The sequence below is a fragment of the Shinella sp. H4-D48 genome, assembly GCF_022637395.1.
GTDB classification, from domain to species: Bacteria; Pseudomonadota; Alphaproteobacteria; order Rhizobiales; family Rhizobiaceae; genus Shinella; species Shinella sedimenti.
Map to the genome: position 1 here is coordinate 1,112,135 of NZ_CP093337.1, position 18,476 is coordinate 1,130,610.

The 18,476-nt window shown below is 57.6% G+C and carries 12 protein-coding genes and 1 tRNA gene; 11 read left to right on the top strand and 2 right to left on the bottom strand.

Annotation, left to right across the window (positions count from 1 at the left end; translation table 11 throughout):
• Positions 1–111: 111 nt before the first annotated feature.
• Positions 112–873 (bottom strand): SIMPL domain-containing protein, encoded by a 762-nt coding sequence (locus tag MNR02_RS05320; RefSeq protein WP_241948342.1) that lies wholly within the window; start codon positions 871–873, stop codon positions 112–114.
• A 157-nt stretch (positions 874–1,030) separates the two neighbouring features.
• Here MNR02_RS05320 and MNR02_RS05325 point away from each other — a divergent pair.
• The 10 genes from MNR02_RS05325 (at position 1,031) to MNR02_RS05370 (ending at position 16,026) form a co-directional block, all read left to right on the top strand.
• Positions 1,031–1,106: transfer RNA gene (locus MNR02_RS05325), tRNA-Ile, on the top strand.
• A 150-nt stretch (positions 1,107–1,256) separates the two neighbouring features.
• A complete protein-coding gene (locus tag MNR02_RS05330) occupies positions 1,257–5,078 on the top strand; it encodes an SIR2 family protein (RefSeq protein WP_241948343.1) in 3,822 nt (1,273 codons plus the stop codon).
• Between the two features lie 474 nt (positions 5,079–5,552).
• Positions 5,553–6,170: a hypothetical protein gene (locus tag MNR02_RS05335; protein WP_241948344.1), complete on the top strand. Its 618-nt coding sequence runs from the start codon at positions 5,553–5,555 to the stop codon at positions 6,168–6,170.
• 42 nt (positions 6,171–6,212) lie between these two features.
• Positions 6,213–8,240: an AAA family ATPase gene (locus MNR02_RS05340; RefSeq protein WP_241948345.1), complete on the top strand. Its 2,028-nt coding sequence runs from the start codon at positions 6,213–6,215 to the stop codon at positions 8,238–8,240.
• Positions 8,241–8,370: 130 nt separating this feature from the next.
• Entirely contained in the window at positions 8,371–9,300 is a 930-nt protein-coding gene (locus tag MNR02_RS05345; protein ID WP_241948346.1) for a hypothetical protein, read from the top strand.
• 157 nt (positions 9,301–9,457) lie between these two features.
• Positions 9,458–9,616 carry a hypothetical protein gene (locus tag MNR02_RS05350; protein ID WP_241948347.1) on the top strand — a complete coding sequence of 53 codons (159 nt, stop codon included), beginning with the start codon at positions 9,458–9,460 and terminating at the stop codon, positions 9,614–9,616.
• 197 nt (positions 9,617–9,813) lie between these two features.
• Positions 9,814–10,584, top strand: coding sequence for a hypothetical protein (locus tag MNR02_RS05355; RefSeq protein ID WP_241948348.1), 771 nt, complete (start codon positions 9,814–9,816; stop codon positions 10,582–10,584).
• Positions 10,585–10,587: 3 nt separating this feature from the next.
• Positions 10,588–12,903, top strand: coding sequence for a hypothetical protein (locus MNR02_RS05360; RefSeq protein ID WP_241948349.1), 2,316 nt, complete (start codon positions 10,588–10,590; stop codon positions 12,901–12,903).
• A 3-nt stretch (positions 12,904–12,906) separates the two neighbouring features.
• Positions 12,907–13,851: an ATP-binding protein gene (locus MNR02_RS05365; protein WP_241948350.1), complete on the top strand. Its 945-nt coding sequence runs from the start codon at positions 12,907–12,909 to the stop codon at positions 13,849–13,851.
• Between the two features lie 3 nt (positions 13,852–13,854).
• Complete coding sequence (locus MNR02_RS05370; protein ID WP_241948351.1) at positions 13,855–16,026, top strand: TniQ family protein; 2,172 nt, start codon at positions 13,855–13,857, stop codon at positions 16,024–16,026.
• Between the two features lie 187 nt (positions 16,027–16,213).
• Here the strand turns inward: MNR02_RS05370 and MNR02_RS05375 are convergent, their stop codons facing one another.
• Positions 16,214–16,828, bottom strand: coding sequence for a hypothetical protein (locus MNR02_RS05375; RefSeq protein WP_241948352.1), 615 nt, complete (start codon positions 16,826–16,828; stop codon positions 16,214–16,216).
• A 286-nt stretch (positions 16,829–17,114) separates the two neighbouring features.
• Between MNR02_RS05375 and MNR02_RS05380 the strand changes: the two genes are divergently transcribed.
• Complete coding sequence (locus MNR02_RS05380) at positions 17,115–18,098, top strand: toll/interleukin-1 receptor domain-containing protein (protein ID WP_241948353.1); 984 nt, start codon at positions 17,115–17,117, stop codon at positions 18,096–18,098.
• Positions 18,099–18,476 lie beyond the last annotated feature (378 nt).

An 18,476-nucleotide genomic window follows, 5' to 3' on the forward strand; every position in this document is an offset into this window, starting at 1 on the left:
CGTCGGGAGGGCTTTTGCGTTTTGATGTCCTTGGGAAGCGCCCCGATCCTGTCAGCAACGAAAAAGGGCCGGTTTCCCGGCCCTTCGTCATTTCTGCAAGCGTGCGCTGTGTCAGTTGTTCAGCGCGAAGGTCACGTTGACGGTGACGGAGTAGCTGTTCTCGCCGGCTGCGATCGGCACCGATCCGCTGGCAGCGAAATCCTTGGCCATGGCGCGGGCGATCGGCATCGCTTCGGCGCGGTAGGACGTTTCGGAAATCTCGATCACGCGGCCGAGGCCCACACCGGCGGCTTCCGTCAGTTCCTTCGCCTTGGCGACGGCATTCTCGACGGCCTTCTTGCGGGCGGCGCTCACGGTCGATTCCGGCTTGTCGTTGACGAAGCGGATGCCGCTGCCCTGGTTGGCGCCGAGCGTCACGGTCTTGTCAACGATCTCGCCGAGCTTCGTCAGGTCGCGCACGCGCAGCGTCACCGTGTTGGTGACCTGGAAGCCGATGAGAACCGGCGGCGGGTTTTCGCCCGTCGAGCTCTGCGGATACTGGTACTGCGGGTTGATCATGAAGCCGGAGGTCTGCACGTCGCGTTCCTCGATGCCCGCTTCCTTGAGGGCGGCGAGGATGTCGGCCATGGCCTTGTTGTTGGCGTCGAGCGCCTCGCGGGCCGTCTTGCCGTCCTTGACGACGCCGAGATCGACAACGGCAATGTCGGGGGCCACTTCCGCGCTGCCTTCTCCGGTCACGATGATGGTCGCCTCGCGCGGCTTTGCGGCGGCGGCATCCTGGGCGTGCGCGGCAAGCGGCAGGGCGGTGGCGGCGGCAAGCGAGAGGGCGAACAGGCTGGCGCCCGTGCGACGGCCGGTGATTGCATGGAACATGCTGGCAAATCTCCTGATGATTGTGTCCCTTGCAGTGTTCATCGTCGTTCATTGTGTAGAGATTACGGCAGTGCTTGTGAGAAAAGACTATTTCGTCTAGACGGTTAACACCGTCGGCCGCCATTGACCGACGAACCCCCGCCGCCACGGCCGGGAAGGGCCTGTAGCTCAATGGTTAGAGCCGGCGGCTCATAACCGCTTGGTTGGGGGTTCGAGTCCCTCCGGGCCCACCACCATTGTTCATCGCCACATCAACCCGGACTGTCGTCGCACAAGTCTGGACTCGTCGCCACATAAGTCCGGATTCCTCCCCTTTTTGAGACTCGCATCGATATTTTAAGACCTCAGTTCTCTTCAAAGCTGTGCTGTGCAAAGCTGCACCTATGCGATTTATCGAATCAGGACCGGCTATCCCCATAGAACTGCTCACCGCTCGGGATCAGGGTGAAGTCGTGTTCTTTTGTGGTGCGGGTGTCTCCAAGCCTGCTGGCTTGCTCAGCTTTTTCGAACTCACCGTTCAGGTCATGAGAAAGTTGGGAGTTCAGGCCAGCTCAAAGGTGGGTATGCAGATGGCTCAGGCCATTGCGAAAAACGATCCCGATCTTGCTCCGCCTTTCGATCAGGTTTTTGGGCAACTTCAGCGTACCTATACGACAGAAAAGATCGAAAAAGAGGTCACGCGCCTTCTGAAGACACCGAAACAAGCAATCACGTATAATCACGAGGTTGTGCTCCGCCTGTCAAAAGACGTCAGGGGGATTCCGTTTGTCGTTACCACGAACTTTGACCACCTGTTCGAGCGAGCGATGCCGCGTTTGAGGCGATGGTTTCCGCCAATGCTACCAATCATGACGGGCGACAGCTTCCATTCTGGGGTTGTTTATCTCCATGGCAGACTCGGGAGCGGTCGCCAGACTGAGGGACCATCGAGCGCTCTCGTTCTTGGATCAGGTGATTTCGGTCGCGCTTATCTTGCCGACGGCTGGGCCACGGCTTTTTTCCGCCAACTCTTGGAGAGAAAAACAGTTGTCTTGTTGGGCTATTCGGCAGGCGATCCTCCGATCCGCTATCTCCTTGAGGGGCTGAACGCCAGTACCTCGGCGAAGCTGCAACCGATATATGCATTCGACCGAGGAGAGGAGAACGAAGTCCATTCTAAATGGCGTGACCTTGGGGTGTCTGGTATTCCCTTTGGCGATTTTGAAGACCTTTGGGGCACCCTTGAGGCATGGGCCGAGCGCGCAGATGATCCAGACGGGTGGCGCGCAAAAACGCTATCGATGGCGAACAATTCTCCGCGGGTGCTGAAACCATATCAACGCGGGCAAATAGCTGCTCTTGCTGCAACTCCTGAGGGAGCAAGGGGGTTTGCGGAGGCCAATCCTCCACCCTGTGCAGAATGGCTGTGTGTACTCGATCGGAATATTCGATATTCCCAGCCATTCAAGGATGGTTACGGCGACGATGCGAGCGAAATCGATCCTCTCTCAGAATACGGTCTGGATGACGACCCTCCCAGGCTCGACGGGGGGAGGTCCGACGCAGGCGGATTAGATTTTTTAGGGAAGCTCCCAGCTGACACGGACAGCGACATTTTCTTCCGCTTAGCCGGGGCCTCACCCAAACGGCGGGGTGCTATCCCCCGTCGGCTTTGGTCTCTAACTCGCTGGTTCGAAGCGGTCGCACACGAATGGATTGCGATTTGGTGGGCAAGCCGGCAACTCAATCTCCATCCCGATATTCTTTGGGGCATCAATCGACGTTTAACTGGCCATGGAACGAAATTTCCCGACAACGTCCAGCGGGTGTGGAACCTAATCCTTGAGATAGAAGAAGAGCGCGGGATCGATGTTCATGACCTCGGATGGTTCGATTTCGTGGCGTTGCTCAAACGCGGCGGCTGGAGCAGCGCGATTTATCGTTCTTTCGAGAAGGCAGTCAAACCTCGATTGAAAGTGGAAGTGTCATTCCGATCAATGCCGCTTTTGCCGATGGGTGATGGCCACGACAGCAACGGCAAAATTGAGGAACTGATTAGGTTTTCGGTCCATTGCCCGTCGAGACATAACCACGATATTGACGTTCCCGTTGAAGCACTACCCCGCCTAGTTGAGATAGTAAACCGCTCGTTGGAGCGAGCTGCCGACCTTTTACAAGACACTGGCAGGTCCGCAGCTTACTTTCACCTGCCTGCCATAGAACCCGATGCTGGACGCGGCGAACGTTATGTTCCCAGCGATGGTCCAGCAGAACTCTTTCTTTGGGCCACCCAACTCTTCAAGCGTCTCGCCGAATCGGACCCGCCAGTAGCCCTGGCGGAGGCCGCCAAATGGCCTCCGAACGATCGATTTTTCTTTGACAAGTTTCGACTGTTTGCGTGGAAGATTGATAGCCTATTCAACCCCGATGCCATCGCCGAAAGTATTTTGGCTCTTCAGGAGGATTCGTTTTGGGACCCGTATCTGGAGCGTGACCTTCTGCATTTACTCCGGGCCAAATGGGGAGATTTTTCGGCCGATCAACGGAAGGCAATAGAAGATCGCCTGTGCGAGCCACCTGATCGGTTCTCGGAAGATGATCCCACTGAGGTTGAACGCCGCCTTCGGTACAATATCGGCTCTCGGCTTGGCTGGTTGGATCAGAATAGCTGTGAACTTTCACAGCCTGCGTTGAGCAAGTTAGCCGAGATCAGAGCAACTGCTGACTGGTCCGAACGCTCGGAAACCAAGGCCGACCGAGACATGGATGGTCGTGTAGGATGGGTGGAACGACGTGTCGACCCGGTCAATCTTGAGGGTGTCAGAGTTTCGAAACTTATCGCGCGCTCCATAGAATTGTCCGGACGCGACCAGGATGCGTTTGTGGAGTACGCGCCGTTCGAGGGCGTTGTGGCCGAACGGCCTTCATTTGCTCTTGCTGCACTGGCCTTCGAGGCTCGTCACCAGAACTACCCGGTTGGACATTGGAGGCAGTTACTTTCGAAATGGCCAAAGGAAGCCTCTCAGAGGGCAACCAGGTTGTGTGGGCTTAGGCTGGCAAGGTTGCCCCGGCAAGTTCAATTTGAGCTAAGGGCATACTTGACAAGTTGGATCAGGGATCATTTTACTGGAATCGCAACCTCTCACCCAGATGACTTTTATCGGGTCTGGGACGACGTTTTCGCCGCCCTGCAGGAATCCGGAGACGACGCCACCTCCAGCGGTATGGGTGAGTTAACAGTGGGCGGCAAGATCGTCCAGCGATCCCGCAGGACTCTCGATCACGCTATCAATGGTCCCATCGGGCATCTTGTAGACGCATTGTTTGCATCGATAGGCGAACGGAAATTCAAGAAAAACGAAAGAATTTCCTCCAACGTCACTATCCGCCTCGAGCGCTCGCTGGGGTCAGTGGGCGAAGGAGCAGACCATGCGGCCTCCCTCCTGGCTCAGAGGCTTAACTGGTTGTATTACGTAGACAAAACTTGGACGACAAAGGTCGTCGTTCCGATTTTCGACCTTTGTCACCCGCTTGCCGAAGCGGCGTGGAATGCATTGCTGTTCCGTCAACGGGTGCCGCAGCCGACCGAACTTTTCGCTTTGCTCAAAGGCCAATTTCTTAGAATTTTCGATGAACGAAAGGAATGGTTGTCGGAAGATCGCGACGAGCGACACGCCGTCGCTGTGCTGATCATCGCGACATACTGGAATAAAAATAGTGGAAAATACATCAGCGACTACGAATGCCGGCAGGCCTTGCAATCAGTGGATGACATAGGCCGACAGACGGCCTTGTGGACCCTTCACCGGATTATAGAAGAAGGAAAGGCTTGGAAGTCGTTCGGTAAAAGGTTCTTCGCAACAATATGGCCTCAAGAAGCTCGTTTTCAAACCGGGGCTGCTAGTGACACGATGCTACGCATAGCGGAGGATAAGCCAGACCAATTCCCCGAAATAGTGGACACGATCAAAGACTTCCTCAGGCCTATCGATCATCCCGACATGTTTATTTTCCGGCAGAGACGAGAGGACGAAAAGAGGGGGAGAGATTCTCTTGCTAAACGATGGCCTCATGAGGTCTTGGAAGTTGCGGACCGTATCGTTGCGCTCAAGCCAGCATACGTCCCTCACGAACTTTCTGCCCTACTAGCGGACATTGCCGAAGCCGATCCGACTCTCCGCGGTACAACCGCGTGGCGACGTCTAAGTGACCTTATCATGAGGTGATCGTTTTGCGATTCACGTAGCATCCAGAGAGGCTCGCTTGGGACCTGCGCCTGCGCTAAGTACCCAGAATGCACGGTCTTCTCACCCAATGATCTTGGTCTCGACCCGGCACGATTGGCTGGAACCTATGTTGCCGCCGCTCTTTGGTCGAGTGACACGGCTCGGTTTTATGAAAAAGTCGCCGCCATCGGCATCGGTGGAATGTTCGTGAGGTGTAACAGCAACTGGTGGGCAAAGGCTTGAAACTTGGTAATTCGCGTTCGTCCTCCTCCTGCAACTTTGTCATAGTCAGGACCGGTAGCGTATGGACGTCTGCGCGAAAAAAGATTCGCACGGGCTATTGACCTTCCGATTTTTGTTCTCTATTTGTTCGCGCATGCTTAAAATCGACGCCCGCCTCATAAGAATAGGTTGACCTCCGCTTGCCGCGATCGCCGCGGCGACGACCAACCGTATTGTCTTGAGGTTTTGCAAATGGGTATCGCACAGCGCGCGAAGTCGCTTCGCACGAGTCGTAATTCCGCGTCCATCCGTGCATTTTATCCGGCCGCCACCATCAAATGCGATGGGCCTGCCGTGTTCCGATCCCAGGCGGCGCGTGATGCCGCTTGCCTGCTGGACGTCAATCCCTCCATCATTTCGTGGCACTGTATGCCTGTTTCCCTGGATTGTGGGGACGCTGTCCACGTCCCCGATTTCGGTGTCGTGAACAACGACGGCGGCAGGATGCTGGTCGACGCGCCGGACAGGGCGCTGCCGATTGCTATCGGCAAAATCGAAACCTCGGCCGAGCAGCAGGGCTTCCGTTATCGTCGTCTGCTCGCAGATGAAGTCTACGATGGTCCCCGGCTTCGCAATGCGAAGGACCTGCTTCGATACGGAAGCTGTTATCTCGCCCTCGGCGATAGACTGAAATTGCTCGCGACGCTCGAAGAACACGGCAGTCTGACGATTGTCGAATGCCTGACCGTTTTCACTGAAACTAAGCCGGTTGCCGGACTTGCGCAGATGATCCTCAACGGTTTCGTCGAGGTTGATCTGGATGCGGAGCTACTCGGACCCCAGACGATGGTGCGGAGAATAGGGAACTGACCACTCCATCAAGTCCCCGTCACTCCATTTCCCGAGGCATCCATGCAAGCCTACACCGCCAATCTGATGGGCAACCGCGATCCCTATCACGACTCCAAATACGAGCTGTCTCTGCCGGCACATCTTGCGATCATCGCAATGTCACGGTCCATCCGCCAGTTCCTGAAAAGGCGGACGCCGTTTGTTGCCGCGTTCGTTATGCCTCCGCAGGCAGAGGTCCATTCTTACAAAGCCGCTGCCAGGTGGCTGCTCGAAGGTACAGTGCCGCTCGGAGGGGAACACGGCAGCAACTATGTCCTGGTGGTCGACGAGGAAACTGACCTGGCTGACCAGTTTTCCGGTTTTCGAAAACTGAAGGAACTCAAGCGGGCGATCATTCTTCTTCAGGACGCCGAACTAGCAACGGACGAAATCCGCATCGCGGCTGACATCGTTGTCACCGTGCCGATGCCACTTCCGAGCGACTACCGGATCGCAGCAAGGCGTATGGGTTTCGGGAACATCACGGAAGCTGACGCCGAACTCCTCGCGAGCCAATCCCCCAAGCGAGCTGAACTCGGGCTGCGTCGCGGCCGATCCATTGCTGCTAGCCTCGGAAAATTGCGCCGGTTCCCTGAAGTCGAAAAGGAAACCACGTCCTCCGACGCTCCGTTGTCCGCTCCGACGCTGCGGGAGTTGCCGGGCTACGGTGACGCACAAACGTGGGGCCTCGAACTTGCCGAAGACCTGACAGCATGGAAAGCAGGCATGCTTGCGTGGGATGCCGTTGATCGCGGTATTCTGCTTTCCGGCGCTCCGGGGTCCGGAAAGACGTCCTATGCGGCGGCGCTGGCGAGGACCTGCGGCGTGCCGCTTGTTTTGGGTTCCGCCGCTAGGTGGCAGGCTGCCGGTCACTTGGGCGACATGCTCAAAGCCATGCGAAAGGCGTTTTCCGAAGCGGCCAAACAGGCACCGTCGATTCTGTTGATCGATGAATTCGACGGCTTCTCCAGTCGGGACGATAGAGTTGGCGGCAATGACAACTACCACCGCCAGGTTGTCAATGCGCTGCTGGAACTGCTGGACGGCGCGCAGTCGCATGAAGGCGTGGTCGTGATTGGCGCGACGAACTATCCGGACGTTATCGATCCTGCTCTGTTACGTGCGGGACGGCTCGAACGCCATTTCTCCATTCCACTTCCAGACGACGCGGCTCGCAACGAAATCTTTCGCTTCTATCTCCGTGACGAGTTCCTTAGCGAAAATCTCGATGCTCTTGTATCCGCGAGCGATGGTTGGTCCGGTGCCGATATCGAGCGTTGTGTTCGAGATGCCCGCCGTACGGCGCGAAGGCTAAATCGGTCGATGCAGCTGGCCGATCTCGCCGATGCCATGCCCCCCGTCTTGAAAGTGCCGATGGCGGTTCAGCGCTGGGTGGCCGCTCACGAGCTTGGCCACGCCATCTTGGGCGTACTGCTTGAGGCTGAACCGCTCGTATCGGTTTCCGTCCAGCAGATGTGCCGTGCCGGCGGCGCGTCACAGTCTCTCGGTTTCACGAAGTTCGAAGAGCGGCTGTTCAGTCGGAAGACGTCCACGTACTTCCGTAACAAGATCGCCATCCTGCTCGGTGGTATCGCCGCGGAGGAGCTGTTGTTTGGCGATTATGGAAACGGAGCCGGCGGAGACCCGTCCGCAGACCTGAACCGTGCAACCGACATCGCAACGATGATGGAAATCAAATGGGGTCTCGGATCGACTCTGGTAGTCGAGGCCGACGATACACCCCGTGGACTGTCTGTGATCCGATCGACCCGCAAAGGGTTGCGAAAGTCCGTCGAAGCGACGCTACAGGCAGAATTCCGGCGCGCCAAAACCTTGCTCGAGGAACACAGGAATGCGCTTCTCGATCTTCATGGCCGCCTGTTGCGGGAGGCAGAATTGTCGGCGGAAACAGTAAGGTCCGCTATCGAGACCAGCAGCAGCGATCACAATTTCGTGAATACGGGCAGCACAATGAACGGCGGAGAGGTCAATTTCAGGACCTCGATCTCGAAGGACGGCCTTATCTCCAATACCAGAAAAGAGGTCTGATGTGCGCCTTGGCTCTCCTATCACAAGCGAGCGGTTACCGGCCAAGTTGCATCGATGCGCTGGTCTGAACCTTGTTTCGCAAGGAAAAATCAAAGAATTCAATTCCTTGAAACTAAAGGATTCGATTGCAATGCGAGTTCTTGAGTTATCGAGCGCACGAATTTTGGCTGGATTTCCTTTGCCAAAGGAATGGCAGACCTCGCTGCGAAAGGATTCATGCGCTGCCTCGGGAAAGGAACGTCTCTTTCAACGGCATGCGAATCCGGAGCGGGAGGGTGAAGACGGGCCGTGTTGCACATCCGGGAATAGTCACGCCGATCCGGCGGGACCGGACGTGCACGGTTCAACCGTGTTGGATTTCGTCTATGGCGAGGCAGATGAGATTTCCATCTTGTTCAAGGATTCGCGGAAATCGCGGGGCGAAGTTCCAGGAATCCTTAGGCAGTGTCTCCGGATGATCAGCCGATCTTGTTCGCGGCAAGGAAATCGATGCGAGTACCTGAATTTTTCAAGGAATCATCTGCCTCGGAAAATGTCGCGAAGATCGTTCGGCAACGAGAACATTTTTACGGACGGTGCAGCTTCCGTATCAAATAGCCAGATTCAATTTTTGATTGAGTTCGGCATTGATGAACTATGTCGCCACTCGCTGCGCTGGCACTCGCGCAAAAGACCTGATTCGCGATCATTTGCGGACGATTGCTCGAAAAAACAGGGACTTGAAAACGGTGAATTTCCGACTCTATATGTCGGGCAACGGTGGCTGAGCACAACCTTGAAGAAGGTGTTCGTGTTACCGGAGGCAAAACGAGCCGCCCGGCAAGGCGGCCCGTTTTTAGATGGTTGGGCCTGTTACCAGCAAGCTTCAACCGAGTGGTCAACAAAAGGAAATACCACCCATGGCGTACAAATAGTCCGGGCAACCCGGAAAATCAACAAGAAAACCGGTTACTTAGCCCGTCGGCGCGAAAAGCGCCTACGGGGACGGCGATCCCGTGTTTTCATTGCTGCTCCCGGTTCGCGGTCTCGAATGGAGAGCGAATACGGCGCTGGTAGCTGATCAGCCCTCCAAGCCTGATCACGCCTCGCAACACCGAGGGGCATCTCCCATCATAATGGGCCTTCGGCTGCCCCGTTCGAGCGGAGCCGCCGTTCGCCAACCAGTTTCGTTTTCATGCCGCGCGCGCCATCGCGCCCGGCAACAGGAGAAGTGCGTCATGAAACCAGACAACCGCATCAAGGCTCTCGACCAATTTTTCGCTATTGGTCGCACCGACACGTTCGTTCCCTCGACAATGACCTTCGGAGAACTGGAGGAAGAGTTTCCACCGCTTCCGCCCGTCTACTGCGCCATCACCGACAGGGATGATTTCTGAGCCGCCGCAGCAGACTCGAGCCGGGGCGATATCGCTCGTCCCGGCTCCGACACGCAAAGGAAAGGAGAACGCCCGTGTTCGTGAAACCCGCCGACCTTATCGAAAAATCCGTGCCGATCGACGCCAAGGGGATGGCCACCCTCCGGGACGTTGCCGAGGTTGCTCGTCTTCTGCTTAACGTCGCGGAGAACTGACACATGGACCTTATGGATTTCGGCCCGCACAATCTGCCGCCATCTCTGTTCACCTCCGACCATGTTCCCGCATGGACCCCTGATTGGGGTACGCGCTACCGCACCCTTCCGGTCACGTTCCCGACGGACAAGGCTCCTGCGGGGGAAGTCTTCGCTCGTCTTCCCCTGATGGCGGACGGCCTCGTTCACGCGGACACCGATCCCGATGTCACGACGATCGCGGCCTATCCGATGACGGTGGAGTATATGGCTCCGACCCGCAACAACATGGCGGTGAAGCGCGCTCATGTGCCCGACGTCGCGCTGCGCCGCACCGATGGCAGCGTCGTCGTCATCGACTACATTCCGCTCAACGAACAGGCTGAAAAGCCGTGGATCGCGAAGCGCACCCATGTCCTCGTGGACCACATGGCCGCGCACTACGGTTGCTCCTACGCCGTCCATGACGAGCGCTGCGTTCACGCCCGTCCACTGTTCCCGAACCTCAAGGCCATGTGGACGCACAAGGCGACGGCACTCGACCCGTCCGAACTGAAGCTCGTGGTCCAAGCTCTCCGCCGCTGCCGTTTTCCGTCACGTCTCGGCATCCTGAGGAGGACACTGCACGAGAACGGAGAACTGCGCGGGGTCTTCACCTCCCTCGACGTCGATGGGGTGGACCTCGTCTACACCGCCGTCATGCAGATGTGCATCTCGGGCGAACTCGACATCGATCTGTCCATGCCGTTTTCGGCGACGACACCCGTCACTGCACGCAATCTCAGGGGAGCCTGATAGATGGGAATGGAGCGCTTCGACTTCACCAAGCCTGCCGAGGGCGTCGTTACGCAGGAGAATATCCCTCCGACACCACCGCACGGCAAGTGTGACCAGGCTTTCGACATGCGTGCGGGCGACGTCTATCACATCTTCACCTCCGACCGGATGGTCTTCACTCCGTACCAGGTGGAGGAGTGGGTCAATCTCGGCAATCCCGGGGACGACATGCTCGTGCGCCTGAAGTCTCCCCGAAACGCACTCGTGATGCACCTGTCCAACTGGCAAATCGCTTACTTGCAGAACGACGGCCGCATTATGCCTGTCGGCGCGGCCGCTGCGGAGGCACGTGGCGGAGGAACGCCTGGCTACGGCTTGTCCATCAAGGGGAAGCGGCTCGAGAAGGCCGAATGGATGCTTCTCTACATCGATGCCGTCTTCAAGGCCTTTGGCGAATACTGCAAGGGTGGTCGGTCCCGGAAGATCATGGAGTGGGCCGTCAAGGACCTCGCCGAAAAGCGGGGCGAGACCCCGCCGTCGATGTCGGCGCTCTACGAGAAGCTCGCACGGCTCCGCAAGGATCGTAACTTCGACAGGACGGCGGCCGTTGCCGACCATCCACGTCGGGGCAATCAAACACCGCGAAAGCCGAACCGCGCCGAGCAGGCGGTGCGTGAAGCGGTCGAGGATACGATCTTCGTTGGCGGTGACTGGAACGGCGTCAAGGCACTCCTCTACGGGTGGTCCGAACCCGGTGGCAAGTACGCCGATCTGCCCAACCTCGTTCGCAAGATCGGAGACGTTCCTCCCGTTTTCAGCGACACCACCATCCAGCGCCGTCTCGCACAGGTAGACCGGTTCACGCGCCACAGTCTGGAATACGGGGATGAAAGTGCCGAACTCGCCTTCGCCGATCGCATCAGGCAGCTTCGCCCAGATTACCTGCTGGACATCGTGGATGTCGATCACTCGACATTGAATATCGTCGTCTTTGGCGAAGGCGTCGCATTCGGCCGCCCCGATCTTATCCTCTTCCGTGATCGCTACTCCGGGATCATCCTCGGCTGGGCCGTCACCTTCGGCCCGCCGTCCTACGAGACTTTTCTCGAGGGACTTGCTCACGCCATGTCTCCCAAGGACCCGGACAGTCTACCGGAGGGCGTCACCTACCGCTGGTACGGACGCCCGTTCCGTCTGGGCGTCGACAACGCGAAGCACTTGATCGGTATGGATATCCACGGCGCGGCCCGCCAACTCGGCATGCAAACGGTCAAATACCGTCCGGGTCATCCGTGGGAAAAGGGTGCCGAAGAACACATGTTCCACATTCTCGGCGTCGGCCTCGTCGAACGGCTCCCGGGTAGCACGACCATGTCTCCCGATGAGCGCATGAAGTTTGACGAGGAGCGCTTGAAGGCCATGCCGCAGATCGACATCGCCGAACTCAACGGCTTCCTCGCCTACTATTTTGCGGAAATCTACAACCGCGCGCCTCATCAGGGGCTTGGCCCTATCCTAACCGCGTCGGGCGTGCCTGAGGATATCTGGGCGATCGGCATCTCCAAGGTCCCGAAGCGGCCGGTCCAGGACCCTTCCATTCTCGTCAGGCTTGCTGGGCAGACCCGTGAAGTCGGCATCTCCGACCACGGCATCATCCGCTGGGACAATATCGAGTACCAGTCCGCCGCCGCCAACGCGCTCAAGCTATCTGCCCGTCACAAGCGCGGCGAAGGGAAATTCCACGGCAGCAAGTACCCGGCGACGCGCGATCCTGCTGACCTGTCGAAAATCTGGCTGGAAATTCCATGGGAGAAAGGCCGCTTCATCGAGGTTCCGGCCAGCGGCGCTTACGCCTCCTATGCGACGGGCCTCAAGGCCTACCAGCACAAGCGGATCATGGAGCATCATCGTGCGAAGACGAACGAGGCCGCGAATGCCCCCGCGCTGATGGCGGCCAAGGCCGACCTCATGCAGCAGATCGTGGACATCCACGCGAAGCGCCAGAAGCACGGCACGGCGCTCAAGCTGGCCCGTTTCATGACCAAGCAGGCCACGCGTATCCAGCGCTCGCGCCCCGTCGTCGTCGAGGACGGCGTGATCACCCAGCGCCTCGATCTGGCGAGTCCGAGGAAAGCTGCCCGCCTTCAGCCTCGTTCCTCGATGGCGAAGGCCCGGATGCCTGTGGCCCGTCCCCCTGAAATCGAAGACGTCGCCGAGTACGAAGTCTTCGTCGAACACGTCGAAGACATGCTTCCTGCGCCAGAGCCGGAGCCTCCGCGGCCCGGCACTTCCTCGATCGACGACATCGCCGCCCGCAACGAAGAATGGGACGACTGACCAATGACCGAATTCCACGAGAACCCCTTTAAGACGCCCGAAGAACGTCTGGCGGCCGCCGCCCTTGGTGTCCCCGAGCGCCAGGCCATGATCGAGCGTCTGCTCTACAAGTATCCCGTCTTCAAGAAGGGCGAGCAGTTCATCCGCGACTTCCATTTCCCATTCGCGGGTGGTTCCCATGGCACAGGCAAGATCGGCGGTCTGCTCGGGTCTTCGCGCGCGGGCAAATCTACGATCTGCGCCTACTATGTCGCAGGTATCGACATGCCGGGCTGCCCCGGTGAAGACGGCGAGCGTTACCCGGTGCTGCACATCACGGCCACGGACCAGACCACACCATCGAGCTTGGCAGACACCATCGCCAGCGCGACCGGCATGCGGTCTCTGCCCGCCAAAATCAAGACGCAGGCGCGCATGAACATGGTCCTTGATCGCCTCCGTCAGGTGCGCACCGAACTCGTCATCCTCGACGATGCGCAGTTCCTGTTCCTTGGGCGCACGAGGTCTTATCTGTCGGGTTTCCAGAGCTTCCTCAAGCAACTCGCTGACCTCCGCACCCTCAACGTCCTCCTCATCGGCGAGGAAAGCGTCCACGACGTCATCGCGGGTGTGGACTACCTGGAAGGCCGAGGCGGGTTCAAGCGTGAGGTCCTGAAGCCGCTCGGCGACGCGGGCAAGGAGTTCGACGACTTCAGGCTTCTGCTCAGCAAGATCGACGCAAGGTTGCCCTTCAAGGAGCCGTCCGTCCTTCACGGAAGTTCGGCCGTGGCCGCCGACGTCCATGCCTTCACGGGCGGCTCTATCGGTCGGGTCATGAACCTCGTCCGCGACGCTGCGGCACTGGCGATGAACGACGGAGCCAGCTGCATCATGCTCGACCACCTGCGCCGTTCCTCGACGACGCTGGTCCGTCTCGGCGACACCCGCAACTATTTCCGGAAGGCCTGACGCATGAACGTCTCTCCGTCGATTTACCTCCCGTTCTCCAATTGGAGTCTGAAGCCATTACTTGGTGAGTCCGCCAGGGGTTATTTCCTGCGGCTGGTCGCCAACGAGGGGCACTACAGCGCCAGCGTTTATGGAAACGAGATCGGCATCAACGGGCGTCGTCTTACCCCCGAAGAGACCCTCGACACCCTCCTCACGCTGCCGATCGGTGACGAACACAAGGCCGCCCTTCGTCTGTACAGCCCTCTGGCCGACGGATCGTTCTACAATCTCGGCGGGCAGCGGCTCCGGCAGAGGCAGATGGTTTTCAGCACACGCAGGTTCTGTCGCGCGTGCTTGGCGGTTTCACCACATCATCGGGTCTGGTGGGATATCTGCGCTTTCAGGACCTGTCCTGAACACGGCACTCCGATTGAGGACGTGGATGCCTCGGGCCAGCCCATCGGTTGGTGGTGGGCCGAGGTCGGCAGCGACACGAGCGGGAGGCTGCTCGCCAGATGCGCTCCGTCGCAAGCCGACAGGCACGACAGGACACTGGAGGCGTTCATCCTTGAGCGCCTTGGCGTCTTGCCCCAAACACGGTGGCCATTGCTGGACGGATATCATCTCTACGAGGTCATCGAGACTTGCGAATACCTCGGTATGTGGCTCGGCAACGAGCGCACCTTCACCGCGCCGGCCGACCAACTGGGAAAAATGGCTGTGGGCATGGCGGCGCTGTCGGGAACGTGGCAAGGCCTCGTCTCCGCGATGCGGGGCTGGTTTACCGAGCGCGTTCCATCGGATGTGCGCCGTGAGGGTAAAATGGAGAGCATGGCTTGGGCGTGGAACGCTTGGCCCAAATTGCCCGGCTCGGCTATCGGCGACATGCTGAAGCGCGCCACGACCGAGGCGTTCGAGCCGATCGGAAAAATGGGAAAGAAGCGCTTCAGGACTACGAGAGCCTTCTATGCCGAAAAAGCGCTTTCGAAGGTGGCTGGCGAACTTGATGTGAAGATGGATGCGCTGCTGCCACTCGCCCGCCACCTTCACCTTATTCCCGATACGGACGAGGCTTGGATGCTATCACCTGATGGTGCGTCTGTGCTGAAGAGGGCTGTCGCCGATCTTGTGCCTTATCCGTTGGCATCCGAAATCATCGGTTTCGCGACATGGGAATGGCGAGAGTTGGTCGGCAATGATGTGATCCGGGCATTCTCTCAGTTTGCAGACGGAAGCATGTACCTTCGGAAGGATATCGAAAATGTCGTCGGGCGAATGATCAGAAAGGCCACCGTATCCGACTCCATGACGATCTCGATCAGGACGTACGCTCGCCATAATCGCATGACCGTCGGCAACGTCCTGATGCGCATTCTTGACGGACAGTTGGCCGCAGCACGAGGTTGCGGTAAACAGAGGGGACTGAGAAACCTAAGGATCGTAGCTTCAAACCGTCGGCAGCGTTCCGCTCGGTTGCCATCTGGCGCGAGCGTACAGAATGCTATGACTGTTGCAGACGCTGCTATCATCCTCCGTCTTCACCATGAGGTGGTGGCGCTGCTCGTGAGAGACGGACGGCTCGAAAAAGCCCACGGCGGAATGGTCGCACGCAGCAGTGTTATGGACTTTCACGCTCGTTATGCGAACGGCCAGCTATACCGTCCAGCTCTCGGATGTGCCAGTTCTGAAGTACGAGACCGCCTGTCGAAAATCGGCTTGTCCGTCGAATGCCTCGGTGATCGGGTTGCCAATGTCGTCGTGCTTCGCGAAGCTGCCCGTCGTGCGCTCGAGCTTGAGTTCGATCCCGACGATCGACACGTCGCACGAAATGTCCTCTGGGAGGAATTCAGGACGTTGGCCATCGTTCGCTGCCCCGTCTTCACGGTGCCGCCGACCGTACCCGAGGTCGGGGTCAAGCTCCGCACGGCAACGAGGAAGATTGCGGTGAGCGCGAGCGTGGATAGATCGTCGGGAGCTGTTTCGCTGACGTTTGACCTCCATCCTGAACTAACCGGCCGCCGTTGGAAGCTGTTCGAGAAGAGCGAGGCGGACGTGCGGCAGGCGCTTGGATTTATGTCGTGGAACAAGATGGCCGATAACGCTGGATGGCGACTGTCTTGGGTGGCGGAAGACCTCGTGGGCGTGCGACTGGCAGTCGATGCTCTGGTGGGGATGCACAGATGGTTCAAGTAACTAAATTGATTCGTTCGTGGGCCGTCGATACTGCAACACCTTGATAAATTTCTCAATTAGCTATTCTGGGCAACCGTCAGCGCGATAGCCGGCTCGCATTTTGTCGTAATCGAAATCACGAGGTGTATTTCTCAGATCATACAGTAGGTCTGTGCCAGCCGGAATGTAAGCCTTAGGTTCTTGTAATTCATTCTCCGCGGAACAAGTATTGCTCATCACGCTCATTTCCGACATCGAATTCTCCATGCCACCCTTTTAGACTACCAAGAATTCTGGTCGACAATTCTTTCGGCAACAACTGATTGTCGACTGCGATGTTGGCTATTAGCGGGAAAACACTGACCTGGTCAGCCGAGATCAAATCGTTGATATCTTGCGCAATCTCTGGCGGAAATTCTTGTTGATGCCCTCGAAAGCTCTTCTCAATTTTCTTTTTATGTGTGTTCCACGCGCCACGGGTTGGGCGAAATCCAAAAGCCGCCCAAGTTACACGCCCATCGTGAACAGCGTACAGCGTCATTTTCTTGAAGCTGATTAGGTGGAGGGAGCGACAGAGTTCCTGCGTGAAACGCCGGCATCGGCCTTGTCTGCGTAGATCGGGTTCGACAAACACCTCATCAATGTCCGCGATCAGGTCCCCGAATAGAAGCTGGACCTTTGACTTGATGCTTCCGGTAGTTCGGACGGTAAACACAAGCGGCCTGTCCTGGGTAACGGTGACCTCGATACCGTGAATCTCGTTGTTCAGATGAACGGCCACAGTTTGTGCCTTCTCGGCAAACGAAGGTCCTGTCCGAGCCACGGGCGTCTCTAAATCAGGGACGTGGGGTGCCTCAGCCTTAGATAGGAATGAGAATAATTTCGAGAATATAGATTTCAAAGTCGGCTCCACCGAGTGCATTCGATGGGCATACCGCCTACAGATGAATTCAAAGTTGAGGGGTTGTTTGTGGTGATCTGCCGTCGAATTTTCATCCGGCTGCGACTGGAGTCTCCTCGGCAACAGGTTCTTTAAATGACGTCGGCCTCTGGAAATACGTGTGGAAGGGGAATGATACTACTTGGTGGTGAATATGCGGAGACTTAGTATGGTCTTCGGTTTCGACTCACTACTGAGGTGTATCTTGGCATTAAGCGCGTTTATCTCCTATTCGCACGCCGATGAGAAGTATCTCGACAGGCTGCATAAGCATATGTCGCTTCTTCAGCGTGAAGGCTCCGTTGAAACCTGGACCGATCACCAAATCGTTCCAGGTGCGAAGCTGGACAAAGCGGTGATGGACGCCTTGCTATCGAGCGATCTGTTCATCGCTCTGGTCAGTCCCGACTACATCGCTTCCAACTACTGCTACGAAAAGGAATTCGAGGAGGCGCTCCGACTTTCCGAGAATGGTAAGCTCCATATCGTTCCGGTGATTGTCGAGCCGTGCGACTGGCTTTCTTCCCCCTTTCGACAATTCATGGCTTTGCCTAAGGACGGCAAGCCGATATCCGAATGGACCAACGCGAACGTCGCCTATCTTGACGTTGTTTCCGGCATCCGTCGGCTGGTTTCTACGGGTAAAACGGATGCCGTTCCGGTCGGCACGGGACCGTCGGCCGCGTTGACGTCAGGCCGTCGGATCAAAATCAAGCAAGAATTCGATTCAATTCAGCGAGGAGAGTTTATTGATCAAGCCTATGAGGTTATCCGCGACTACTTCAAGAGCTCGTGCGATGAACTCAGCGGAATTGACGACCTGAAAGCCAAGTTCCACAGGATGAGTGATAGCTCCTTTACCTGCACCGTCGTGAACCGGGGCATAAAAGGTGGCCGGGAAGCACACATTACCGTTCACAACAGTAAAGGCAGCAGGCACCATTTCGGGGACATCAATTACGTGTTCGAAGCCCATGCCGACACTAACACGTCGAACGGTTCGATCCGCGTATCCGCTGATGACTACAACATGTACCTCACGCTGGGCTTTGGCGGACTCATGGGGCGCGGCGATTCCAAGTATGACGCGCAGCAGGCGGCGGAGGCCCTTTGGTCGGAATTCATCGGGCATGCGGGGATCGAATATGACTGAACTCAAGCGTTTCCAATGCCTCAATTGCGGACATCGTTTCGAAGTCGAAGTTCTGACGCCGGAGGAAAAGCGGGAAGCGAAACGCGAGGATAGGCCCGTTTCGGCGGTGGCGTGTCCGCAATGCCGGCGCACAGATATCCGCGGCGGCTGGGGCTGATGACCCCCGGCTTGCAACGGAGTCCGGACTTGTGTGGCGATCAGCTTCCCGAGTCCGGACTTATATGGCGAGGAATCCGAACTTGAAATGTGACCGTCGTTGTTTTCATTAATGAAAACAACGACGGCGAGTCCAGGCTTATCTGGCGACGCACAAAAATACTTTAAAATCAACAATCTACCAGAATGTTTGCCGCCGTGGATGGCTGGGCGATGAAACGG

Bases quoted from the DNA above. Each gene is read 5' to 3' on its own strand.
- MNR02_RS05320 (WP_241948342.1), bottom strand. From the start codon at position 873: ATGTTCCATGCAATCACCGGCCGTCGCACGGGCGCCAGCCTGTTCGCC.
- MNR02_RS05330 (WP_241948343.1), top strand. From the start codon at position 1,257: ATGCGATTTATCGAATCAGGACCGGCTATCCCCATAGAACTGCTCACC.
- MNR02_RS05335 (WP_241948344.1), top strand. From the start codon at position 5,553: ATGGGTATCGCACAGCGCGCGAAGTCGCTTCGCACGAGTCGTAATTCC.
- MNR02_RS05340 (WP_241948345.1), top strand. From the start codon at position 6,213: ATGCAAGCCTACACCGCCAATCTGATGGGCAACCGCGATCCCTATCAC.
- MNR02_RS05345 (WP_241948346.1), top strand. From the start codon at position 8,371: ATGCGAGTTCTTGAGTTATCGAGCGCACGAATTTTGGCTGGATTTCCT.
- MNR02_RS05350 (WP_241948347.1), top strand. From the start codon at position 9,458: ATGAAACCAGACAACCGCATCAAGGCTCTCGACCAATTTTTCGCTATT.
- MNR02_RS05355 (WP_241948348.1), top strand. From the start codon at position 9,814: ATGGACCTTATGGATTTCGGCCCGCACAATCTGCCGCCATCTCTGTTC.
- MNR02_RS05360 (WP_241948349.1), top strand. From the start codon at position 10,588: ATGGGAATGGAGCGCTTCGACTTCACCAAGCCTGCCGAGGGCGTCGTT.
- MNR02_RS05365 (WP_241948350.1), top strand. From the start codon at position 12,907: ATGACCGAATTCCACGAGAACCCCTTTAAGACGCCCGAAGAACGTCTG.
- MNR02_RS05370 (WP_241948351.1), top strand. From the start codon at position 13,855: ATGAACGTCTCTCCGTCGATTTACCTCCCGTTCTCCAATTGGAGTCTG.
- MNR02_RS05380 (WP_241948353.1), top strand. From the start codon at position 17,115: ATGGTCTTCGGTTTCGACTCACTACTGAGGTGTATCTTGGCATTAAGC.